The 24,568-nt window shown below is 42.6% G+C and carries 14 protein-coding genes; 12 read left to right on the top strand and 2 right to left on the bottom strand.

Annotation, left to right across the window (positions count from 1 at the left end; genetic code table 11):
* Positions 1-13 precede the first annotated feature (13 nt).
* The 10 genes from OKW21_RS15035 to OKW21_RS14990 all read left to right on the top strand — a co-directional run bounded on the left by OKW21_RS15035 (position 14) and on the right by OKW21_RS14990 (position 22,188).
* A complete protein-coding gene (locus OKW21_RS15035; protein ID WP_277480470.1) occupies positions 14-2,518 on the top strand; it encodes a TonB-dependent receptor in 2,505 nt (834 codons plus the stop codon).
* A gap of 4 nt (positions 2,519-2,522) precedes the next feature.
* The gene (locus OKW21_RS15030; protein ID WP_277480467.1) at positions 2,523-3,971 is read left to right on the top strand and encodes a DUF3526 domain-containing protein; all 1,449 of its coding nucleotides are present in this window, start codon (positions 2,523-2,525) and stop codon (positions 3,969-3,971) included.
* Between the two features lie 2 nt (positions 3,972-3,973).
* The gene (locus OKW21_RS15025; protein WP_277480466.1) at positions 3,974-5,323 is read left to right on the top strand and encodes a DUF3526 domain-containing protein; all 1,350 of its coding nucleotides are present in this window, start codon (positions 3,974-3,976) and stop codon (positions 5,321-5,323) included.
* An 86-nt stretch (positions 5,324-5,409) separates the two neighbouring features.
* Positions 5,410-6,474: a succinylglutamate desuccinylase/aspartoacylase family protein gene (locus OKW21_RS15020; RefSeq protein ID WP_277480465.1), complete on the top strand. Its 1,065-nt coding sequence runs from the start codon at positions 5,410-5,412 to the stop codon at positions 6,472-6,474.
* A complete protein-coding gene (locus OKW21_RS15015; protein WP_277480464.1) occupies positions 6,474-8,705 on the top strand; it encodes a carbohydrate binding family 9 domain-containing protein in 2,232 nt (743 codons plus the stop codon). The genes OKW21_RS15020 and OKW21_RS15015 overlap by 1 nt, the downstream gene beginning before the upstream one ends.
* Positions 8,706-9,927: 1,222 nt before the next feature.
* Positions 9,928-13,209: a TonB-dependent receptor gene (locus OKW21_RS15010; RefSeq protein WP_277480463.1), complete on the top strand. Its 3,282-nt coding sequence runs from the start codon at positions 9,928-9,930 to the stop codon at positions 13,207-13,209.
* A gap of 18 nt (positions 13,210-13,227) precedes the next feature.
* On the top strand, positions 13,228-14,808 hold the full coding sequence (locus OKW21_RS15005; RefSeq protein WP_277480462.1) for a RagB/SusD family nutrient uptake outer membrane protein: 1,581 nt from the start codon (positions 13,228-13,230) through the stop codon (positions 14,806-14,808).
* Between the two features lie 1,384 nt (positions 14,809-16,192).
* The gene (locus tag OKW21_RS15000; protein WP_277480461.1) at positions 16,193-19,609 is read left to right on the top strand and encodes a SusC/RagA family TonB-linked outer membrane protein; all 3,417 of its coding nucleotides are present in this window, start codon (positions 16,193-16,195) and stop codon (positions 19,607-19,609) included.
* Between the two features lie 10 nt (positions 19,610-19,619).
* On the top strand, positions 19,620-21,065 hold the full coding sequence (locus OKW21_RS14995; RefSeq protein ID WP_277480460.1) for a RagB/SusD family nutrient uptake outer membrane protein: 1,446 nt from the start codon (positions 19,620-19,622) through the stop codon (positions 21,063-21,065).
* An 889-nt stretch (positions 21,066-21,954) separates the two neighbouring features.
* Positions 21,955-22,188, top strand: a complete 234-nt coding sequence (locus OKW21_RS14990; RefSeq protein ID WP_277480459.1) for a hypothetical protein — start codon at positions 21,955-21,957, stop codon at positions 22,186-22,188.
* 86 nt (positions 22,189-22,274) lie between these two features.
* On the opposite strand, the gene OKW21_RS14985 is transcribed toward OKW21_RS14990, so the two are convergent.
* Both OKW21_RS14985 and OKW21_RS14980 read right to left on the bottom strand, forming a co-directional pair.
* Positions 22,275-22,589, bottom strand: a complete 315-nt coding sequence (locus tag OKW21_RS14985; protein ID WP_277480457.1) for a hypothetical protein — start codon at positions 22,587-22,589, stop codon at positions 22,275-22,277.
* Positions 22,590-22,932: 343 nt separating this feature from the next.
* Positions 22,933-23,277, bottom strand: a complete 345-nt coding sequence (locus OKW21_RS14980) for a hypothetical protein (RefSeq protein WP_277480456.1) — start codon at positions 23,275-23,277, stop codon at positions 22,933-22,935.
* Between the two features lie 106 nt (positions 23,278-23,383).
* On the opposite strand from OKW21_RS14980, the gene OKW21_RS14975 reads away from it, so the two are divergent.
* Together OKW21_RS14975 and OKW21_RS14970 are read left to right on the top strand one after the other, a co-directional pair.
* Complete coding sequence (locus tag OKW21_RS14975) at positions 23,384-23,908, top strand: hypothetical protein (RefSeq protein WP_277480455.1); 525 nt, start codon at positions 23,384-23,386, stop codon at positions 23,906-23,908.
* Positions 23,884-24,546: a helix-turn-helix domain-containing protein gene (locus OKW21_RS14970; RefSeq protein WP_277480453.1), complete on the top strand. Its 663-nt coding sequence runs from the start codon at positions 23,884-23,886 to the stop codon at positions 24,544-24,546. Before OKW21_RS14975 ends, OKW21_RS14970 begins: the two co-directional genes overlap by 25 nt.
* Positions 24,547-24,568: the final 22 nt, after the last annotated feature.

Raw genomic sequence — 24,568 nt, 5'->3', positions numbered from 1 at the left:
CCTGCATGAAACGATGCTATATAAACTACTATTCCTTTTTATATCTTTATTAATTTCCTTTCCATCTATTTCCCAAGTCAGCATTAGCGGTAAGGTGCTTGACGGGCAGCAAAATAGCATACCCGGAGCTACTGTATCATTGGCCCATGACGAAACAAATCTTGGCACTACGACTGATCTAAATGGCTCTTTCTCCATTACGCTTTCCGATACCGGAGTATATGCGTTGGAAGTGAGATTTCTGGGCTACAATACGTATCAGAAATCGTATGAGTTTCTTCAAAACCAAAGCTATGACTTGGGTGCCATCGTGCTTACGGAACACAGCCGGAAACTACAGACCGTAGAAGTGCTGGGGCGCCTGCAACGGGATTATAACAGTGCCTATTCCTTTTCGGCCACCAAGATCGCCATAGAAAACAAGGAGCTGCCACAGTCTATGTCTACCATTACCAAGGAACTGATGGCTGACCGGCAGGCATTCCAACTGGCTGATGCCGTAGAGATGGTCAGTGGAGTGGCACCCTCCAGTTATTACAACCAATACAATATCCGAGGCATCAGTCAGAATGAAGAAGGGCAGATTCTCAATGGCATGCGTACCCGGCAGTATTATTTTCTGCAACCCATCACCTCTCATATAGAACGGGTAGAAGTGCTGAAAGGACCAGCCTCGGTGACCTTCTCTACCGTTGATCCGGGAGGAAGCATCAACATGGTTACCAAAAAGCCTCTGGCAGAAGACCGGAAAGAGATCAGCATGAGCGTAGGGAGTTTTAGTACCATCAGAGGTACGCTGGACTTTACCGGCCCATTGAACGAATCCAAAACCCTGCTGTATCGCATCAATGGTGCAGTGCAGGAAGGTAAATCTTTTCGCGATCTGGTAAGTAATGATGCGGTGCTGTTTACTCCTTCTATCAGCTATACCCCAACCGATAAAACTGCTATCAATGTAGAAATGATTTACAGCAATAGTACTGGTACACTAGACCGTGGGCAACCTATCTTTGGTGCCACTGCCGGAGAAACCGATCTGAACAGTACCCCGATCAGCCTGAACCTTGGCGCAACCAACGATTACTTTAATTCCCAGGAGTTCATCATCATGACTAATCTGGCGCATAAGCTTACAAACAATATCAGCTTTAATGCGGCCTATATGAAGCAAAGCTGGAAGGAAGACCTGCAGGAACATCGCACTACCAATGCATTCGCAGTAGATCTTGATAACCAGGCCGTGACCAGTCTGGCAGACATGCGCTTTGTACAGAGGCAACAGTTTTGGAACACAGATAACCTAAGTGCTTACTTCAATATTGATTTTAATCTTGGGCAGGTATCTAATAAACTTTTAGTCGGATATGACCTAAGTAGCTGGCACAAAACCAAAGGGGGGGGACAAAATTCAGCCAGAGGTTATCTGCTTACGGATGGCACGGTAGCCAGAAGCTTTGATCTGGAAAATATAGATGCTTATCAGACCATCACTTACGGGGATAGAACCTTACCTAAGCAGAATGTTGAGCATTTTGATCTTAACAATCCGCAATACACCATCAAGAATGTGGAGGATTATGTACTGGATTCCAGAATCGCTGTGCCTTCTGCGTTTACGACCACTCATGCCATTTATGTGCAGGAGCTACTGAAATTTGGGAAGTTATCTGCCTTACTGAGCCTTAGACAGGAGTGGTTTGAAGACATTACCAATTATGATGCTCCCGGTGAAGCTGCATTTACCAATACGGCTTTGATTCCAAGAGTGGGGCTTACCTATGAGTTAAACAATCAAATCAATGTTTATGCTACTTATCTGGAAGGCTATCAGCCTCAGTCTAATACGGTTACCCTTATGCCCAGTACCGGAGCGTTCTTCTGGGATCCTAACTCACCAGCACGTTTTGAACCGCTTATCAGTGACTTAAAAGAAGTGGGTGCCAAGGGAGAGTTTTTTGAGGGGAGCGTCATGATGAACGTAGCGCTTTACGAGATCAACCAGAAGAACATCCTGATCAACGCCAACCTTCCTGCTTTCCCGGATTCACTGGTACAGCGAGGTGCTGACCGCAGCCGTGGTTTTGAATGGGAGCTGGCGGGTTACCTTATACCAGACTGGCAAATTAATGTGTCCTATAGTTATATAGATGCCCGAATTATAGAAGATCAGGATGAAAGCCTCAATGGGGAACGCAAAGAAAATACCCCCCTCAACAGTGCAAATATCTGGACACGCTATGATTTTTCCGGTGCCAGTTTCCTGCAAGACCTGGGCATTGGCCTTGGGCTGCAATACAGCGGTAGCAAAGTACCCTGGTTTACCCGTGAATTTACTGTACCCGGCTATACCCTCATGGACATGGCTTTGTATTACCAGCCTTCCAAAACCAATATGCAGCTGGCATTGAATGTCAACAATGTATTAAATACGACCTACTGGATCGGTGCTCAGAATTACCTCAGGTTATTTCCCGGTGCCCCCCGCAATTTTATACTCACTGCCACCTATCGTTTTTAGCCTTATGCAAAGAGAATCCATCTTCCTTATCGCCAGACAGTTCTGGTCAAATACATTCAAATCCAGAGCCATTTATCTGATCATTGCCATAGTCGCGTTGATGATAGCTTATGCGGCTTACAGTGGTTGGAAAAACTATAGCACGCACAATCAGATTCGCACGCACTATCAGCAGGTAGCCAGGCAAAGCTGGGAGAATAATCCGGATAAACATCCTCACCGGATGGCCCATTATGGCTCTTTCGCCTTTCGACTCAAACATGCCCTGAGCATGTTTGACTTTGGGCTGGAAAGCTTTACGGGCAATGCGGTATTTCTGGAAGCCCATAAGCAAAATACCATCAACTTTTCTGAAGCCAGTTTCTCCACCGGCTTATTGCGCTTTGGGGAGATCAGTCTGGCCATGCTGCTTCAACTCATCATCCCGCTGATTATCTTCTTTCTGGGTTTTGCAACCATCGCCTCAGAAAGAGCCAACGGAACGCTGAAGATCATCCTCACGCAAGGCGCAAACTGGAGAGAAGTGCTGTTCGGCAAATCTTTGGGGCTTATGGGTACGGCGCTTTTGTTTTTTATCCCGGTAGCCCTGCTAACTTTTCTCTTACTTTTCCTTACAGAAGAAGGAACACGCATGGCAGATGTGCTACTGCGATATGCCGGCATTCTTCTCACTTATTTACTTTTCTTTCAGGTGATCAGCATCATCACGGTGCTGGTGTCCGCCTTTAGCAGATCCTCCAAAGATGCTCTGATCAAAATGCTAGCCGTGTGGTTACTCTTTATCATTCTTTTGCCCCGCACTACCCAGGCATTGGGAAGCTATTTCTATGCATCCCCTTCTAAGATTGAATTTGAATCTGCCATTGAAGAAGAAATGGTCAAGGTGGGGGATAGTCACAATCCTGATGATCCTTATTTCAGTGCGCTTAAAGATTCACTATTACAGGTCCATCAGGTGAGTTCGGTAGAAGAATTACCCTTTAACTATGGTGGGTTTGTGATGCGTGAAGGAGAAAGAATCAGTGCGGATATCTATAAAAATCATCTCAACATACTGCTGGAAACTTATGAAAAGCAAAACAGCTTTACCCGGCTTACGGCATGGATAAATCCTTATATCGCTGTTAAAAATATCTCCATGGCACTATCAGGAACTGACTTTGAATCCTATATCAATTTTCAAAAGCAGGCAGAAGCCTATCGGTACCACCTGGCCCAGGAAATGAACGAACTGCAAATGGAACTGATCAGTAATGAAAAGCCAGGTCCGGACGATGAGCCGCATGTCATCAGTAGTGATCACTGGAAGGAGTTTCTTGATTTCAGGTACCAGTTTATCCCCATAGGCGCGGCGCTCCAAAGTGAATGGGGCTCCATCATAGCCCTGCTGGTCTGGAGCGCAGCTACTGTGGGTTTCATTTTTTATCTGTCAAAAAAAGCTAAAGCGATTTAAATATGTACGCACTTCTCATCAAACAATTTATTCGCTCAAAAACCGTAGTGTTATCAATGCTGCTAATCCTGGCTTTGGGGGTGATCAGCATACTGATTGGAGCTCAGTTTTTAGACAAACAGGAAAAAGCTATTGCTGAAGTCACCCGGCATCAGCAGGAACATATTGAGCGAAATGTAAACTGGCACAACGATGAAATAGGTTTACTGCTCTATTACATACGTTTTGCCCTTATCAACACACCTGACCCCCTTGCTGCCTTGTCCATCGGGCAACGGGATGTGAACTCCAGCATACAAAGCGTGACCATTCGCAACCTGGAAGGGCAGAAATATGATACCGACCTGAATAATCCGGCAAGTCTGCAATCGGGTAATCTGGATTTAGGCTTCGTGATCATTTACCTCTTTCCCTTGCTCATTATCGCTTTTACCTTTGACTTGCTTTCAGAAGAAAAGGAAAAGGATACCTGGCGTATGGTGGCTATCCAGTCCCAGTCGGTCCGAAGCTTTTTATTGTCCAAACTTTCTATCCGAATGATACTACTATATTCGGCCTTATTGTTACTTTTTGCCTTTGCGATACTTAAGTTATCACTGACCATCAACGAGGCTCTGCTGGCATTTATCGTGCTCAGTATTTTATATCTGGCTTTCTGGTTTGCCTTATGTTTTTGGGTGGTTTCCATGCAACGTCCTTCCAGCTTCAATGTGCTTAGTCTGCTTTCGTTATGGGTAGTGCTTGCTCTTCTCATGCCTGCTACGGTCAATAATTTTGTGGCGAATCAGTACCCGGTCCCGGAGGCATTGAGTACGATGGTAAAGCAGCGTGACGGTTATCATGAGAAATGGGATATCGATAAAGAAGTGACCATGGAAAAGTTTTTCGCCCATTATCCCCAGTACAAAACCTACAGCTGGACAGCTGATGGCTTTGACTGGCTGTGGTACTATGCAATGCAGCAGATGGGAGATGATGAGTCGCGCGAACAAAGTGAGGGCATGCGTGAAAAGATTATGCAGCGTGAACAGGCCAGCCGTACTGTGGCGCTGTTTATTCCCAGCATGCATGCCCAGCTACTCTTTAACGACATCGCCCGCAGTAGTCTGGGTAATCATATGGAATTTCTGGACCAAACCCATGAGTTTCATGAAAAGATGCGACTCTATTTCTATCCCAAAATATTTACGAATGCAGCTGCGGAAGGGGAGAGCTGGGCGGAATTCAGGCCGGAGTACTTTTCAGAAAGAACCGATGTAGGTTGGGTTGCAATGGTACTGCCGCTTCTGCTCATTGCCGCAATCATGTCAATTATTTCCGCTTTTAACTTGAGAAAGCTCAAGGCCAAATAAATAAATCTGGTCTAAAACTGCTCAGGCATTGAGCAGCATGCTTGTCAAAATGCTTTTAAAAAATCAGAAAAACTGCGCTAAACATCATGTCAATAAAGTATTATGTATTGGTAATTTTTGGAAGTGTTTTGCCCTACATCCTGGCAGCACAAAGTCATTTTTCTTTTCAGGAACAGACTGTTGCTCCGGGCACACATCAGAAGTTTAAGATCAGCTTATCTGATGGAAAAGATAGCACCTTCATCCCGGTAAGTGTTTTTCATGGCAGCCGTCCGGGGCCGGTGCTGGGCATCACTGCCGGAGTGCATGGTTATGAGTACGCGCCTATACTGGCAGCGCAGCGAATCGCTCAACAGATAGACCCAACCACTTTATCCGGTACAGTAATCCTGGTTCATCTGGCCAATTTGCCCTCATTTTTAGGACGCAGTCCTTATGTGAATCCTTTGGACGAGAAGAACCTGAACCGTGTATTTCCTGGCAGGGCAGATGGCAGCCTCACCGAACAAATGGCTTATCAGCTCACCCGGGAAGTCATTGCCCGCTCCGACTATTTTCTGGATATGCACTCCGGCGATGCGCCCGAAGACCTGCGTCCGTATGTGGGATACTACAGCGCTGAGCGTTTTCCCGAGGCATCCCGGACAGGAAAAGCCATGGCGCTTGCTTTAGGGTTTGAACATATAATTGTCTTTGATGTAGCTGCTGAACGGATAGACGAACCCAGCCTGTACTGCTCTCAGGAAGCCTTCTTCCGGCAGATCCCCTCCGCCGATATTGAGTGTGGGCGTCTTGGTGCGGTGCAAACGCAGGATGTACAAGCTATCGTGGGTGGAGTGACGAACCTGCTCCGCCATCTAAAGATGATGGAGGGTAAAGTCGTATCGCTTAACTCACCGCTTTTCATCAGGGAACGGCCTAGTGTAATCAGTCCTCAGGATGGTATTTTTTACCCTCTGAAAACCTCAGGAGAATATGTGTCAGAAGGGATGAAGGTAGGCTATATCACTGATTTCTTCGGAGAGAATCCGGTAGGTGTTTTTGCCAGCGCTCCGGGAATCATTCTCTACATCATCGGTACGCCTCCTATCAAGCAGGGAGAGACGCTGCTAAGGATAGGACGAATTCCAACAGCCAAAAATGCTAATTGATGCTGCACTATTCCAGGTCTATTTTGTTAAAACTATTTTTTTCAGGCTGTGTATTTTTTCTCTTGCATTGCGCTGAAGCAAATGCACAGAATGCCCAAAACTTTTTGCCTACTGAGCAAGCCTCTGAAATTCGGGCGGTCAAAGCCGCGGATGACATTCAGGTAGACGGTCGCCTGGATGAGCCTTCCTGGCAAAAAGCTCCTGTTACTGAGGAATTCTTCCGTATGGAACCCCGACAGAGAGGTAGTTACCAATATACCAGCCGGGTCAAAGTACTGTACGACGAGAAAAATCTTTACTTCGGTATCTATGCCCGGGACAGCCTGGGTCGAAAAGGAGTGCGGGTGCAGGACTTCCGTCGGGACTTTATTTATGGAGAGAATGATGTAATGTACATACAGCTTGACCCACAGAACCTGAAACGGTACTGTGTATCCTTTCAGACCACACCTTTGGGTACGCAGCGGGACTTACAGGTGTTTGACGATAACTTTAAAGACAATGACTGGGATGCCCTCTGGCGTGTTCGCACTATTGTGGTGGACAGTGGATACTATGCCGAGTTTGCCATCCCTTTTAAATCTTTGCGTTATGAACGCCTTGCTACCGGAGATTCCGTTTCCTGGGGAATTACCCTGGCTCGGATGGCACGCCGTGATTACGAAACCACTGTTTTCCCAGCCATTCCACAGGCGTATTCTCCCTATCGCATGACCTATGCAGCCCAGCTGAAGGGCTTAGAACTTCCGGAGCCATCGGTCAATCTGAGGACGCAACCTTATGCTTTGTATCAGTATGAGCGGCTGACAGATGAGAAAGGACAGATGACTACTAATCAGAACTTTAAAGCGGGGGGTGAGATCAAATGGGCAGTAAACCCACATGCAGTGCTGGACCTGACCTTCAACACGGATTTTGCCCAGGCTGATGTGGATCGTGCAGTGAATAACCTTACGCGCTTTAATGTCTTTTTCCCAGAAAAGCGTCAGTTTTTTCTGGAAAACTCAGGCGTCTATGCCGGGGCGAATGTGAGTGCCATCAAGCCTTTTTTCAGCCGTACGATAGGGCTGGCCAACGCCCAGTTCAATGCCGACCCTGTACCTATAGACGCAGGAGCACGCTTTACGGACCGGACCGAAGAACGAACGCTAGCCGGTTTGTATGTACATCAGCGGAGTACAGAAAATCAGGGAGCAGCCAACTTTGGAGTTCTGCGCTATGCAAAGAACTATGGGCGTCAGAACAACATCGGCCTAATGCTCACGCATCGGCTGGATGCAGCCAAACCTAATATTGGGTTTGCCCAGCAAAACAATACCACGCTTACGATTGATGGCCTTATGCGTCCCAAGGATGAAATCACGATTCAGTACCTGGCTTCCGCTTCTCGCGACAACTCCCCGGACAATATCGGCTTTGCGGCTAGCCTGTTTGCTGGCTACTTTCCCAATAATATGTACCTGGGCTGGCTCACAAATGTAGTCAGTGAAAAGTACCTGCCCGGCATGGGATTTATCTTTCAAAATGATGTGATACAGCATAATCCAGGAGGCTACTACATCATCCGACCCAAGGGTGAGAAGTGGCGCTGGATTCGCCGGTGGGATCCGGGCTTTTTTCTGGATATGTATCAAAGCGCTTCTGATGGTACCTTTCAATCCGCTCAGATAGATATCTTTCCGATCTGGTTCATCTTCCAGGATGGAGGGAAATTTACCGGGAGTATTTTACCCACCTGGGATCATTTCTTTTTTCGGCCGCTGGGTATAGCGGTGACACCGGATGAGTATTACTATACCCGCTATCAGCTCAGCTATCGTTCAGACGCTTCTAAGAAAATATCCGGCAGCATCAGCTATCAGTGGGGTGACTACTATGATGGACAATTGCAGGAAGTGGAGATGGGTATTCGAATAGCACCCATTCCTCACATCGCTTTTGCGGCAGAGTATAGCTACAAGGGCATACAAAAGCTGGGAGAGCAGCAGACCACTACGGACCTTCATTTGCTCACCAGTGAGTTGAGGCTGGCTTACAATCCTCGTATTCGGGCATCAGCCTTTTACCAGTATAATACAGCCACGGAGCAGGGACGCTGGAACATCAGGGGCAGTTGGGAATTTGCTCCTCTAAGCTTTCTCTATGTTGTATTCAACGAAAACTCATTCCTGGATACCAGCATCAGAAATCAGTCTCTGATTTCCAAATTAACCTACCTCAAACAGTTCTGAATTAAGCACATTAAATCTAGAATCAGTCAATTTCTCCGAAGTAGTTTACTTGAGTCAAATAAGAACATTCTTGATGATCAAAAGGGAGTTGTTATACGTAGCAAAATCGGTTAGTATTAAATACCATAAATATTTTGCATCTGTGTCAACATGTTAGGGGATTTTAGATGAATTGACTAAAAACTGAATACCTATCTTTAGTGTTAGAAAGCAATAAATAAGCATGTTCATTTCCTTTGGTAGAATGCAGACTGAAAAGGTTTGTAATGTAATTTCACTATCGCTGGCAGGCGAAACCGATACTTACGTGAGGGTAATTGTTTAATCTCCATACATGCAATGTCACTTTCTTTTTTTTAAACATTTTATAGCCGAAATATAGAGTGGTCCGGTGAAAACTTTAGTTGGTAAAAACAAAGTAATAGTGGTTGAGAAAGCGGTGAGAGTGCTCAGTGTCACTAAAAGCAAAATAGATTTTGAATTCTCTCAGCATTAAACCCTGGTGAAGTGGAAAGTGCAAAAGGTTCATCCGAATTTACGCTTTCAATACTGGATCAGAAATGTACATTGGATTATCAATTAATCGTTAACTATCCAACAACCGGACAAGAATGAATAATTTTCCTGGAGGGGCTGGGATTTTTGAATTCCGTTTTCTATCAATGGAAAAGAAATGTAAGGCTGGATGGAGGTAATGAATATAATAAATGGTATAAAGATTTTTGGGAGTACGCTCCTGGAAATGACGCTTGGACGAGGCTTAGTGACTTTCCTGGAAAAAGAAGGTCAAAGTTTTTTTCCTTAGTTGTGAATTCTAAAGCATGCATTATTACCGGTACACAGGGGAATCCTTTTTCAGGAAGAACTAGTATAAATGTATTACCCAAAAGCAATCATTTCTGTTACGTTTCCAATCATATGGGATTGAAAAAGTGTATAACTGTTTCAGTATAAAACATTTTTTTATTTTTTTGTATCAGTAGACAACTTCATTAGGAGTAATCATAACTCCAAATTTAAAAACTAAGGCTAAGCCTTCGGCCACTTTTATAGGACGCAAAAAGACTATTTTGCAAACTACCGGTCATAACATAATTACAAATATTTTTTTCTTTTAAAACTAATATATTCTATGAAACAAAAACTACCACACTTAAACTTGTTCACATCAAAACTACTGTTCTTGATTCTCCTTATGCACTGTTTACTTTCTTTAAGGCTAATGGCCTCCGAAAGTAAAACTGAGCCTAAAGAGTCAATTAGTATTGATGAAATGTATATCAGCTTTCATCTGGAAAAAGTCACTTTGGAAGAGGCTTTTGCTGAGATTACAAAAATCACTGAACTCAAATTTACGTATGCCCAAGGTCAGGTAAATGATCAGAAAAAAATCTCGCTACAAGCCCAGAATTCTCCACTGGGAGAAGTGCTAAAAAGTGTTTCTCGTGATTATGGCCTTGAATTTATGCGGCTGAATAATAGTATTATTGTCAGCAAAAAAGAAGGTGATGTAGGAGTAGAAGTAGCACTGGAAGCTTCCAGAAGTCTACTACAGGTAAGCGGTAAAGTTACTGCTGAAGGAGACGCATCAGGGCTGCCAGGTGTAAATGTATTAGTAAAAGGAAGCACTTTAGGCACGGTTACAGATGTTTCTGGTAACTACAACGTTAACGTACCCAATGATAATGATACTTTGGTATTCTCATCTATCGGGTATTTATCTAAGGAGGTTGCTGTCAATGGTCGTTCTTCAATAGATGTGGTTTTGGTAGAGGATGTACAAAGCCTAAAGGAAGTAGTAGTAGTAGGGTATGGTACACAGAAGAAAGTGAGTATGACCAATTCTGTTGCACAAATAAGCAATGAAAATATTGAGAGTCGTCCGGTGGCTAACATACAACAATCTTTACAGGGATTTGCTCCTGGTGTAACAGTATTGGATCAGGGAGGCGCTCCCGGTAATTCTACTGCTAATATCAGAATCAGAGGAGTGACTACCCTGGGAGATGATAGTAAAAATAATCCACTTATTATTGTAGATGGCATTGAACAACGTTTGTCAGATATCAATCCAAATGACATAGAGAGTGTATCAGTATTGAAAGATGCAGCATCTACCGCCATTTATGGTTCTCGTGCTGCCAATGGGGTCATTCTCATTACCACCAAGCGGGGAGAAGCCGGAAAAGTAAATATCACATATGATGGTTATTATGCACTGCAGGATGCCATGAACCGTCCGGAACACTTGGATCTGGAATCTTATCTAAGGTTAGAAAATGTAGCGCATTTAAATGCGGGAAGGACTGCGCCATATACTCAAGAATACATTCAGGAGTATGTAGACAATGCTCCCAGTCCGGAATACCCACTACCGTTTCCGTGGTGGCGTAGAGATGAATTAGGAATTCTGGAAGTCGCCCCCCAGCAAAATCACACGCTGGCAGTAAATGGGGGCAATGAAACGATCAAAGCCCGTATGAGCGTGCGCCATCAGAGTATAGATGGAATTGCACCGAATTTTAGTGATAAGATCAATGAGTTCCGGCTAAATACAGATTATACAGCAACCGATAAACTAAAATTTAGTGCTGATCTGAATTATCGTAACGGTGAATCACATATGCCTGGAGATGGAGAGACCAAGATATTTCAATATATGCTCCATGCCACTAAGTTTTCTTGGCCTAAATATGAAACCGGAGAATACGGCTTAGGACCTCAGGTTAATAATCCATTACTATTTGCTGAAATTACAGGTGATCAACAGAGACTTGAAGATTATCTGATAGGAAGCATCAAAGGAGAGTATGAGATTTTTCCCGGACTTAACTTCTCCACCCAATATGCTTTGCGCTATTCCAGTACACAGATCAAAAACTATAGCAACAAATACGCTAACCGTGATCCTGTAACCGGCCGTTTTGTCCAAAAACAAATCAACTCTCTTACCGAAATCAGGAGAAACTTAAAAGAATTTACACTAAACAGCCTGCTTCGTTACAATAAGGAATTTGGTCAGCATGGTATCTCAGCCTTACTAGGTTATTCTAGCATTGACAACACTTATAACGAACTTCAAGGATATCGCCAGGACTTTTATAATAATGAGGTTAGATCATTGAATCAGGGGTCTACTGAGAATCGTGATGCTACTGGTTATGATGCGGAATATGGGCTCAGGTCTTATTTTGCTCGTCTTAATTATAGTTATGCCAACAAATACCTGCTAGAGTTGAATGCCAGATATGACGGCTCTTCCCGTTTTAGTGAAGGTAATCGCTATAGTTTCTTCCCTTCATTTTCAGCAGGCTGGCGGCTTTCTGAAGAAGCTTTCTGGGACGGATTGGAACCCTATATCAATGAATTGAAATTAAGAGGTTCATATGGGGCGACAGGAAATCAGGCCGTAGGCTTATATTCTTTTTATGAGACCTTTTCAGCAATCAACTATTCTTTCAATGGTGAACCGGTAGTAGGGTATGCACAACAGAACTTTGCCAATCAGAACCTAAGCTGGGAAACTACTCTTCAGTCTAATGTAGGTTTAGATGTAGGTGTTTTGGATGATCGTATTCTTTTTAGTTTTGATTATTACAATAAAAGGACAGAGGATATACTGTTAAATCTTCCAATACCTAGTGTAGTTGGTTTGGGAGCGCCTCCTCAGAATGCAGGAGTTGTACTGAACAAAGGCTATGAGATTTCAGCCAATTATCGGGGGGGAAATGAATTCACCTATGATATAGGGCTTAATTTCAGTGACAATCAAAATGAAGTAGTGGATCTTGTGGGGACAGGTCCCTATATAAGCGGGGCTTCTCCTAACCCTACTTTTATTGTACAAAAAGGTTTACCCGTCAATGCGCATTGGGGCTATCTTACTGATGGTTTCTTCCAGAGTCAGCAGGAGGCTGACAATTATCCAACTTTAGCGCCCAACCCTATGCCGGGAGATGTGAAATATGTAGATCGGAATGGAGATGGCGTACTTAATCCCGATGACAGAACTTTCATCGGCAGAAGTTTTCCTCGTTTTAATTATGGGATGTCAACTAATTTCTCCTATAAGAATTTTGAACTATTTACCCAATGGCAGGGAGCAGCGGGCCATAAGGTTATGTTAGGAGGAGCGTGGAACCATCAGGCGACTTATGAAGCATTTACTCATGCCATATATGCCGATTACTGGACACCTGATAATACGGGTGCCCGATTCCCCAGACCAATAAAAGGAAACACCAAAAACCGACAAACATCAGATCTTACCGTTATTGATTCTGATTATTTAAGGCTTAAGAATGTCACTTTGTCCTATAGGGTACCATCTTCAGTAATGAATACTATTTTCCTCAGCAACGCCAGAATTTATGCGGGAGTAACTAATGTGCTAACCATTTCTGACCTGAATGAATGGGACATTGATCCTGAAGTACCCTCAGGTAGGGCCCAGTATTATCCCCAGGTAAGAACCTACACACTTGGAGTAAATCTAAGCTTTTAACCTAAAACGAGATTAGTTATGTTACATATCAAATATATATTTTCAAACTTATTTATCTTACTCTTAACCCTAGGTTGTCAGCCAGATTTATTGGAAACCATTCCTAATGACAGGGTATCTTCTGATATTTTCTGGGAAACTGAAAGTGATGCTGAATTTGCCGCCAACGCTGTGTATCCAACCCTTGACGGATTGAATCTGGTCACATATGATGGAATAACGGACTTATTACATTCCAACAGGCCTTTTTCTTCAGATCTGGAGATAGAGAGAGGTTTAATTGCTGCCGATAATGGTAGGTTTTTAAATGAATGGGATGCAGCCTATACTGCGATTCGCAGAACAAATGATTTTATGGATAATGTAGATCGGGTAGAAAATGCAGATCCTGAAGTCATCAACCGCCTGAAAGGGGAAGTAATGACTATCCGCGCTTATCATTATATAAAGTTGGCTATGCTGTACGGTGACGTACCCCTGATCACTACTGGAATCGGTATAGAAGAAGGTCGTACAGTAGATCGTACCCCGGTGGCTGAGATCTGGAATTTTATTGCTGAAGAATTAGATCAGGCTGCAGAGTGGCTTCCATTAGAAAATGGTGCCAGGGTAAGTAAAGGTGCAGCCAATGCGCTGAAGGCCCGTGCCATGTTGTTTGCAGGAAGATTTGATGAAGCAGCCGAAGCTGCCAGCAGAGTTATGGATAGCGGTGTTTATAGCTTATATTCTTCCTATTATGATATGTTTCAGTATGAAGGTGAAGGGAATGAAGAAGTTATTTTAGACAGGCAATATGCAGGGGGAATCAACACACATAATATATACACTGTTTTAGCACCCTGGAGTCAGATTGGGGGTAGTAATGGCAGTCAGTATGTGCCTACCTCAAAAATGGTAGATATGTATGAGATGTCAAATGGTAAAGCAATAGATGAGGCGGGTAGTGGATTTGACCCCTTCAACCCCTATGAAAACCGGGACCCTCGCCTGAAGTATTCTATTTTTGTAAAAGGTATTGAGCTTCCTGATGGAGATATTTATGATCCTACTCCCGGAGGAGGAGGTTCAGATCCAGTAGGTGAAACAGTATATGCCACTTCCACAGGTTTTAATGTTCGTAAATATGTGGATGAAGAAGATTTTGAGAATCCTTCCAACTCTGGACTGAATATCATTATCCTTCGTTATGCAGAAGTTTTGCTTACATATGCTGAAGCTAAAATTGAGTTGGGAGAAATTGACCAGTCTGTTTATGATGCCATCAATACAGTACGCCAGCGTCCCGGAGTAGAAATGCCTCTCCTTACGCAGAGTGAAGCTTCTAGCCAGTCAGAAATGCGGGAAGCTGTAAGAAAAGAGAGAGCAGTAGAATTGGCTTTTGAGGGCTTGAGGCTTTTTGATATTCGCAGGTGGCAAATTGCTGATGAAGTGATGCAGGGCATACCCAAAGGGATGCGTTATGTAGAAGACGGACAAGTAAAACAGGTAGAATTAACCGGAGTAGATCGTAATTTTAATGCAGAAAGAGATTATCTCTGGGCAATTCCGCAAAGAGAAAGAGAACTCAATCCTAATCTAAGCCAAAACCCTAACTGGTAATGATTAACCTCAAAATGTGCCTGCATACAAAGTGTGGGCACATTCTATCTACACTTATCAGCGCTGTTATTTTTCATCACACATCCATTTCCAATGCTGAAAATAGTATTTGTTTCATCGTTTGTTTTGTTTAGTTCATAGGGTGTTAACGTGAACATATCCAACCATCTACTGATCCACCTAATATCATTGTGGTTGTTAGTAATGATCTGGGTTTTACTGGAATATAGGCAGCTACTGCTACAATGCTCCTTTCGGATCGTATGGCTTCAGAAAAACTCAAATTCAAAAGGATTTATAGTGCTTACCCTGCCTGAACTGCCAGTCGTTAAGCCTGTTGACAATGATGTGATGTGGTAGCGCAACCAATAGTATAGAAAAGGCCTGATAGAGACCATATCTGCTTGTTTTGCCAAAAGATAAGCAGTACGGCTGGACCCAAGAAGCTCTTGTTTGCATGAGCAATACAAATAAAGCCTGCCTTTAACAACTAAAGCCTCCAGTCATTGATGCCAAAAGTCTAATTCAGGTTGTTCCCGCATTATCAACATGTCACTGGTTATGGAAGTACTATCTACAGAAAAGTTTAAGTTGGCCGTTAGTACTGGGGGGCAAGCCGAATTAGAGAAAGTAGTTGATAATTTGACACAGCAATTTAAATTATGCCGAAGCTCTCAATGGGGATTTCATAGTCACCAATTGACCTCCTTAGCTCTGAGCTAATTGATACAATCAGTCTGGATGAAGGAAGGCTATCAAATCTGTTATAAACCAGGATTTTTGCGACTGAATAGGCAAGCTAATTTATCTGTTTTTGCAGACTTTTAATTTTATTTAAGTGTGTTGGTCAAATTAAATCATTCAAATCTCTTCATTTAATATTATTGTTTGTAATATAATACTTCAAGCCTTTCTTCAGCATTGACTACATAGTAAATTTTAGATACAGCTTTTTCAATAAACTACTCTAAAATTGAGAAATAATCAACGAATCACTAATCAAGCAAAAAGTAAATCCAGATGGAAACTTAATAAGACTTCATTGGCCTCTTTAAGAGGACTTGCAATGCTTCCTCGCCATGCTGGGGGTGGGGCTGGTTTCACTACTCCCATCTACCAACATACCAAAGCGATCATCGGCCTTGGAAGTATAAGGGCAAAGGGCGCGTATAATACGAAAGTACAAGCATAGTAAGCCTTTCTGGGCCCAGCCCTATCAAAAACTGCTAGCCTGTCACACTTCCTTACTATCAACAGGAAGGGGAGTTAGAAAGCCCGGTACTGATTTTATATGTTCAACCTAAACGAAATGACAATATGACAATTCTTAAGTAAATGCTATTCAATCATTTTTACGAATACTCAACCTAAACGACTCATTCTTATGAAAAACAAACTCAAATTAGTTGCGAGGCTGGTGTGGTTGCTGACAATCGCCAGTACTTTTTTCGCTGCCCTGCCTCTACACCAGGCTGCCGGCTTCGGTCTTGCCAATAGTGTTATCGTTTCTGCCGGAAACGATAAAGAACTGAAGCGAACTAAGACACTCAGTAATGTACTGGAACACCTTCAAGTTCTTCACAAGGTGTATTTTACCTACGATATCAATCAAATTGAAAATCAGCAGGTACAGATTATCAAGCACCCAAAAGGAGCTGACTTGGAAGAGGTGCTGCAAGGATACCTTGAGCAGCTTGACCTGAACTACCGCAAATCCGGTGACAGGAACTACGTGATCTACCGTGCTAACAGAGATCAGGAGGTGAATTTCATTGAAAATACTGATATCCGCAGTAAGAGCAGTGACAGCCAGCCCTGGCTCAGTTTAACCCAGCGTAATGCCCCACCGATAATGGTGGTGGAGCAAACGATCTCCGGTACTGTAACGGATGCAGAGAATGGGAGCGGACTCCCTGGCGTCAATATTCTGGCCAAAGGTACCACCATCGGTACCATCACCGATATTGAAGGGAGATACAGCCTGACCGTACCCGATGAAACCCAGACGCTGGTCTTTTCATCCGTAGGCTATCAAACCCGGGAGGTCAAGATTGATGGGCGTAGCACTATTGACCTCGCTTTGGCTGCCGATGTGCAGGCACTTTCCGAAGTGGTCGTGGTTGGATATGGTACTGTAAAGAGAAGCGACCTAACTGGCTCAGTGGGTTCAGTGAGTGGTGAGGAACTAAACACTGTTGCCCAGACTTCGGTAGACCAGGCTTTACAGGGAAGAGTGGCAGGTGTTCGAATAACCCAAACAAATGCTGAGCCTGGTGGTGGATTTTCGGTTAGGATACGAGGAACAAATTCTATTACCGCCGGAAACGAACCATTATACGTGGTAGATGGCTTACCGGGCACCAATCCTTTGAATTCATTAAATCCCTCTGATATAGAGTCAGTTGAGGTGCTGAAAGATGCTTCAGCTACAGCCATCTACGGGGCAAGAGGGTCAAATGGTGTAGTGATTATTACTACCAAGCAGGGCAAAAGAGAGTCTCCCCTGCTAGTCAATTACAATGTCTCAGTAGGCTTGCAGGAACCTACTAAAATGCTAGACATGATGAATGCCCAGGAATATATGGCGTTTTACAATGACCTGTTTAGTGATAGAGGCGATCCAATACCTTTTAGCCCGGAAGATATTAGTGCTATTGGCAATGGCACAAACTGGCAGGAGGAAGTATTACGTTCCGGCAATGTGCAGGATCACCGGCTTTCTTTCTCCGGAGGTTCTAAAGACACTCAGTATTATTTGTCTCTCGGTTATTTTAATCAAAAAGGAGTAATCCTCAGCAGCAGTTTCAATAGATTTTCAGGACGAATCAACCTGATACACTCGATTAGTGACAAAATAGATGTGGGCATTAATTTTAATAATAGCATTGAAAACAAACAATCAGCGCGTATCGGTCTCGGCGTAAATGTTGGTGCCGGTGTAGTGGGAGCAGCATTACAGTTACCTCCTACCGATCCGATATATGATGAGAATGGAGAGTATGCCTTTAGTTTGCAGGATTTAAGTAATCCTGTTGGGCAAGCCAACACGATAGATGATTTTGATAATACTATCCGCATGTTCGGAAATACTTACATTGACTATAAAATTCTCAGTAATTTGAATGCAAGGGTTAATTTTGGATACAGTCGGAGGAATACTGAAGGAGATTTATTTTTTGATACAAGAACGCTTATTGGACAACTTAACGAAGGGCAGGCTATTAAAAGCTTTAGTGATAATACCGATTATCTGATTGAGTTTACTTCTCAATATGACCCGGAACTGGGGGAAAATCATAGGTTATCGCTATTAGGTGGCTTTGGCTACCAGCAATTCGTCAACAATGACTTTTCTGCTTCTTCACAAAATTTCTCAAGTACGGCCTTCGGATCAAACAATTTAGGGGCAGGTGAGGCATCACAGAATCTGGTGGGTTCTAATAAGCAGGAGAATACCATCGTTTCAGGTTTTGCAAGGTTAAATTATAACATACTGGATAAATATTTGCTGACGGGTACGTTCAGGGCAGATGGCTCTTCCCGTTTCGGTGAAAACAATAAAGTGGCATATTTTCCTTCCGGTGCCTTAGCCTGGCGTATCTCAAATGAATCTTTTTTTCCTGAAACTGAATTCATTGAAGATCTTAAACTTAGGGCGAGTATCGGAATAAGTGGAAATCAGGAAATCGGAAACGGTAATTCCCAAATTCTGCTGGGTAGAGGTCCGGTAGCTGTACTGGACGGTATAGAATACGAGTCTATTGCTCCCATTCAGTTAGCCAATCCTGACCTCAAGTGGGAGACGACCCGATCTTTCAACATCGGGATGGACATGACTTTTATGGAAGGCCGTATCAGCGGATCCATTGAATACTTTAAAAATACAACGCGAGACTTGTTGCTTGCGCTGCCTGTGCCCACTACTACCGGTTTCGGTACCTCTCTTCAAAACGTAGGTGATACCGAAAACAGCGGTTTTGAATTTAATGTTGTTTCAAGAAACCTGACCGGAGACTTATCCTGGACTACCAATTTTAATTTTGCTACACTGAACAACCAGGTGGTTAGTCTGGGGGAACTTCCTCGTATCCTTCAGGGTGGGGTCAGATTTCTTAATGATTTCACTTTGCTTCAATCAGGTGTGCCTATGAATTCTTATTTTGGCTATGAGTATGCTGGTGTATTTCAGTCAGAGAGCGATATTAGCAACTCTCCCACTCAGGCTAATTCATATGTGGGCGGAAGAAAATTCAGAGATGTCGACGGAGATGGAGAAATTACGCCTGAAGATCGCACAGTATTGGGTGATCCTTTTCCCGATCTTACCCTCGGTCTAAATAATGTGTTCAGGTACAAAGGCTTTCAACTGGAATTCTTCTTTGAAGGCAGGTTTGGATATGAGCTGGCTAATGTCACCAATATTGACTCAGAGAACCCCATTGACGACCTGAGGAACCGGCAACGCTACGTACTGGATAGATGGACTCCTACCAATAGTGATAGCGATGTCCCGTCCTTCATCAGCCCTTCCCGTCCCTTTGATTTTAACAGTAGGGTGATTGAAGATGCTTCTTTTTTACGTTTGAGGAACTTCAGAGTAGCCTATGCTTTTCCAGGACTGGAAAACAAAAACATATCAGGTGTAACGGTTTATCTGGCAGGGCAAAACCTGCTTACAATTACCGATTATCGGGGCTATAATCCAGATATTAATGTACTTGGAGCTTCAAATACTGTGGTTGATTATACTGCCTATCCGCTGGCAAGAACCTATTCAATCGGAATTGATGTCAAATTTTAATTTTGAAACCATGAAAAAATATACAATACTTTTATTTACGATTATGGTGTTGTGCTTCGCGACTTCCTGCGAAGATTTACTGGAAGAAAAAACCTATACTGCCTTACAGCCTTCGGACTTTTTTAATAGACTGGAGGATGCAGAAATAACCCTCAATGCCATCTATGGCGAGTTGAGGTATAGTGATATTACCCGAGATGCGGTTACCCTTCAGGAGGTATGTACCGATATTCATCTGGAAAGGAGTGGAGGTATATTTACTTTCAATGAACCCATTGAAGAGTTTGTCTGGACTAGTTCACACCAGTGGTTAAGAGATGATTGGGAACGGAGATATCGCGGGATTTTTAAAGCGAACGTAGTACTTGATAATCTTGACCCTATTACCGGTGACGAACAGAGGAAAGCTGAAATAAGAGCTGAGGCTGTCTTTTTAAGAGCATTCAACTATTTCCTCTTGTATGATAAGTTTGGTCCCGTACCCTTAGTCACCACCAGCGTAACCGAGGTGACCGACCGTCCGGCAAGAGCAAGCGAGCAGGAGATGATTGATTTTATGGTATCAGAATTCAGGGATGCGGCTGAGGTGCTGCCTTTGACACCGCCCAGAGATCAGTATGGACGCCCCACAAAAGGAGCTGCTTTAACGGCCTTAACCAAGCTGTACATGATGATAAGAGACTGGGATAATGCAGCTGCAACAGCCCTGGAAGTTATGAATTTGGGTATTTATGATCTTTTTGTAGAAGGGAACAGGACCGAGCTGTTTAGTCCTGACAACCAGCGTGATAATGAATTTATTTTCGTTTCGGTTATGTCTAATACGCCAAATAATGACACTGGAGATGGATGGCTAAGCCACGTAGTGCCAAGAGGTTATCAGTGGCAATATCCTCCCAGGCAGATATTTGCCGCTGAATATAAAATACGCTCGGCTTTTATTGATACTTTCGAACCGGAAGACGAAAGGCTTGATGCGTTCCTGTTTGAATTTGTAAATGCTGATGGTGATACTATTGTATTAGGTGAAGACAATGCCCGAAGCCTTAAATATCCTGAGTACCCCAACCAGGATGCGAGCCGGTCTTCAGATGACTTTCCTTTTTTCAGGTACGCCGATGTACTTTTATGCCGGTCAGAGGCATTGAATGAGTTGAACGGCCTGAATCAGGAATCCGTTGATTTGCTGAATATGATCAGAGATGCGGCCGGTGTGGAGACATTTCTGGTAGACGATTTTAGTAGTGCTCAGGAATTTAAGCAGTTTCTTCTGGCTGAAAGAGGTCGTGAATTTCATACTGAGGCACTCAGAAGGCAGGATTTGATAAGACACGGGGTATTCATAGAAATGGCCATTGAGAGGGGAAAGTCTGCTCAGGATTTTCATGTACGCTATCCTATTCCGATCACGGAAATTGAAAGAAACCCGAATTTAATTCAGAATGATGGCTATTAGAGAGCATTTGCTTTTTTCCGATGGCCTCTTCAGAAAATAACATCAATTGTACAAATGGCTTTGCTTAAATTGTAAAAGCAAAGCCATTTGTTCCCTTAAAATGATGCTCAGATTATAAGGACTATTAAAAGTTCTAAGAATATGAAAACCCAATGATTAAAAAAAAATAAGGCTGACGTTTTCACTTCCCATAACCCTTCTTCTCCAGATAAATTATGATATTTTAATTTCCAGAATCGCATGCTTATTTGGGAATTAACAGATGCTAAGAGCGACACTGGTTTTTTTTCCTTTCTCAGACTATATGTAGCAACAGATTCGGCCTTGTCGGAAGTAATGTTAAAAGAGTACGGTAAGAAAAGTAAGCCCCTGCATTTTATTATGTCTATGTCAATACATACAAAAGGACGTAAGACTATTTACCGAAAAAACTACCTATACCTCATGTAAATGAATCATTTATTTACAACAGTATAATACTTTCAATTAGCAGGTAGATAAAAATGTATAGCAGGATAAGTATTGCATAAAAATTACGAACCTTTTTTTTGGTCTTGCCGAATAGTAGACGTTGAAATCCGTATTTAAATGTCTTTTCGTATGGAGTTTTCATGATACTTTGAGTTTTTAGTAAATACCAGTGCTCGCTGAGTCCCTCCCTCATGCCTATAGTGGACCATATTCAAATAAAAAACTAACAGGGCTGGTTAGTGAAAAAGCAGATGATTAGCAGAACACTACTTCAAATAAAATCAACAAACTTAACACAAAGATAACACATTATATTTTGATATTAAAAATTTTTGGATATTAACTCATCATTTTTCCCACTTAAGTACTGTTGAGTGTCTTTCCAGGTCTGATCTTATATCAGTAAATCTGGCAATGAATGCAATTTTCAATGACGGTAACGCATTGTAGCCAGATGAATCATGCATATAAACCAAAAGCTTCGGAAGAAATTAAACTACTCTATGTTTTTGAGCCTGATGTATCTGTACTTACCAGAAATGCGCTGAAAAAGATGGCAGCTACGCAAGTCAAATATTACCATGCAGAGCGTGACTTGAAGGTGATTCCCTGGAAGAAGTTGAAGGATGGAGTATATAGCGTTAGATCTTAGTAGAGAGTAAGAATGATGAGTCGGGAAGATGAGTTGAAAGCAATGTAATAAATTGAGTCTGCACTCACAGATTAATCCGTGGATCTTCACCAATATAATATCTTAGACGGATGCATAACCCTAAATGCATTGCTTCTTAGCCCTTCAGGAAAAAGAAATAGAAAAGAGAATGAAACAGGATAAATTTCTTCTTTTTTGTGGATATACCTTAAGTTTTCAGTCATACTAGAAACTATTTCCAAACTTGAATCAAATTTGTTGTTTACATGCTGATACTTGAGTTGCTTGCTTTTTTCTTTCAAAAAATTATAGCTTTCTTTAAAAGAATGAGTGCTCTTTGTAATTCCTTCTTTTTGTAAGCCAGCCTTAAGAAACATCTCTGAAGCAATGCTCGCAAACATACAAAAAGGCGAAAATTTCTATAAATTCTTAGCTTTGAGGTACGATCAATTGATAAACTGCAATCCTTTTTTGTTACATTTTATCATGAATTCTATGGTGAATTCAAATTCCTTAATCTATATGTGATTATTAGGATTTGCGCAAGAATCACTTGCCTCATCAGGCGTTTTACCCTAAAAGCCAAAATGTCAAAAGTCACATTTTTTACCTCTTCATATTTATGGGTTTAAGTCATGGGTTGATAGTGTGGGAGGGACTCAGTCATAACGGTTATTAAACATGACCTGATTGATAGACTACGCGTCCCGGACTGATTCATATAGGATTGCCAGGTCACCAGGACTACTTTCTCATCAGCAGTAAAAGCATAGCCGTATTCATAATGCGCGGCATCCGACAAAAGTAGTATACCATGCCCGTCTTAGTGCGATAGATATGCGTGTAGAATTTAAAATTGAACTGTTGGGCACTTAGCAAAGCTTTGCGAATGGTAGTCTTACCTACCGGGTTAAAGCTCTTCAGGATAGTCCTGTTTCTTCTTAGCACCTGGTTTACATTGCTTATCGTAATTTCAGCGGATCGCTTCTTTTGGTTGTTAAACAGGAAGCGGCACTGGTCAGAGCAGAACTTCTTATCTATCCGCCCTTTGAGCTCAGTTTGACATTGTAGACATCTTCTGGTTTGCATAGTCGTGTAATTACTCGCCGGGAAGCCGGACGTGTATATTCGGATATACTCGTGTATTACTACCTAAGATCATGCAGAGACTTAATTTAGGGGCAAATGTCCATGTATGAAGTCAGCCAAGCCTATCATTTATCTCAACGCTATGGAGGGGATACAGGGAAAAGTCAGAATAGTGCTGAAAGACTTTCCTGAAAACCTGAAGCAAAAACTGGAGCAGCTTCCCTATATAGCACAGCAGCAGGGTAAGCTAGTCATGACTCATGATGCTGATCTGGTCCGACAGCTCTCAGATTACTTTCTAGACAGTGCCTGGGTGAACACTCGGTATTTGCATCAAAGAGCAACACAAGTACCAGCCAAACAGGTCAGCCTGCATGCTAGAAATACTGACAAGGTATTTGTTCCTACCATCAATTTACTTCCGATGCAGCATGAGGGTAAGACGTATCTGAAATTACAAATGCGCTATCACAAACCCCTCTACGGCGTACTGTTTCAGATTCCTGGAGGGAAGTGGAGGGTACGATATACAAACATCCTTTACAGAGTTATAGAAACATTGTTTACACTTTTTAAGTCGCAATTTGAGCTCAAATTCAGATTGCCATGCCTTGGAAAGAAACAACGATAATGGAACAAAAAATAGAGTTTATCTGTGAATGGCGTATCGGACAATATACGCTCGCGGAACTTTGCAGAAGCTTTGAAATATTTAGGCCTACTGCCTATAAAATCATAGCCCGATTTGAAAACGAAGGATATGAAGGGCTCAGAGAACTTTCAAGAAAACCTCGTGGAATGCATCCGAATGCGACCGATCAAAAGGTGGTGGAAGACATTCTTAAACTGAAAGAAAGACACAAGTTGTGGGGAGTAAAAAAGATCCACAAACTGTTGTATAACGATTTTTCAGATGAAATGGTCCCAAGTATTTTGACCGTACACAATATCCTGAAAAAACACGGTTTAGTAAGTCCTCAAAAACGTTTGCGAAGAGTCAAACCCATTCACCCCATTTTTGATCCAAAGCACTGCAATGAAGTGTGGAGCGCGGATTACAAAGGAAAGTTCCTGATGGGCAATAAAATCTATTGTCATCCACTAACCATAGCTGACTCAAAAAGTAGATTTGTATTTACAGCAAAAGGACACTATGACACTATAAAGAAAACCTGGCTTCAGCAAAGGCTGAGTTCACAAAGGTTTTCAGAAAGTATGGTATCCCCAAACAAATCCATACCGATAATGGTAGTCTGTTTGGGTCTGTAAAAGCAATACAACGATTTACCAG

Source organism: Catalinimonas alkaloidigena (genome assembly GCF_029504655.1).
Lineage (GTDB): Bacteria > Bacteroidota > Bacteroidia > Cytophagales > Cyclobacteriaceae > Catalinimonas > Catalinimonas alkaloidigena.
This window is presented reverse-complemented; position numbering and strand designations above follow the sequence as displayed.

Bases quoted from the DNA above. Each gene is read 5' to 3' on its own strand.
- OKW21_RS15035 (WP_277480470.1), top strand. From the start codon at position 14: ATGCTATATAAACTACTATTCCTTTTTATATCTTTATTAATTTCCTTT.
- OKW21_RS15030 (WP_277480467.1), top strand. From the start codon at position 2,523: ATGCAAAGAGAATCCATCTTCCTTATCGCCAGACAGTTCTGGTCAAAT.
- OKW21_RS15025 (WP_277480466.1), top strand. From the start codon at position 3,974: ATGTACGCACTTCTCATCAAACAATTTATTCGCTCAAAAACCGTAGTG.
- OKW21_RS15020 (WP_277480465.1), top strand. From the start codon at position 5,410: ATGTCAATAAAGTATTATGTATTGGTAATTTTTGGAAGTGTTTTGCCC.
- OKW21_RS15015 (WP_277480464.1), top strand. From the start codon at position 6,474: ATGCTGCACTATTCCAGGTCTATTTTGTTAAAACTATTTTTTTCAGGC.
- OKW21_RS15010 (WP_277480463.1), top strand. From the start codon at position 9,928: ATGGCCTCCGAAAGTAAAACTGAGCCTAAAGAGTCAATTAGTATTGAT.
- OKW21_RS15005 (WP_277480462.1), top strand. From the start codon at position 13,228: ATGTTACATATCAAATATATATTTTCAAACTTATTTATCTTACTCTTA.
- OKW21_RS15000 (WP_277480461.1), top strand. From the start codon at position 16,193: ATGAAAAACAAACTCAAATTAGTTGCGAGGCTGGTGTGGTTGCTGACA.
- OKW21_RS14995 (WP_277480460.1), top strand. From the start codon at position 19,620: ATGAAAAAATATACAATACTTTTATTTACGATTATGGTGTTGTGCTTC.
- OKW21_RS14990 (WP_277480459.1), top strand. From the start codon at position 21,955: ATGCAATTTTCAATGACGGTAACGCATTGTAGCCAGATGAATCATGCA.
- OKW21_RS14985 (WP_277480457.1), bottom strand. From the start codon at position 22,589: ATGTTTGCGAGCATTGCTTCAGAGATGTTTCTTAAGGCTGGCTTACAA.
- OKW21_RS14980 (WP_277480456.1), bottom strand. From the start codon at position 23,277: ATGCAAACCAGAAGATGTCTACAATGTCAAACTGAGCTCAAAGGGCGG.
- OKW21_RS14975 (WP_277480455.1), top strand. From the start codon at position 23,384: ATGAAGTCAGCCAAGCCTATCATTTATCTCAACGCTATGGAGGGGATA.
- OKW21_RS14970 (WP_277480453.1), top strand. From the start codon at position 23,884: ATGCCTTGGAAAGAAACAACGATAATGGAACAAAAAATAGAGTTTATC.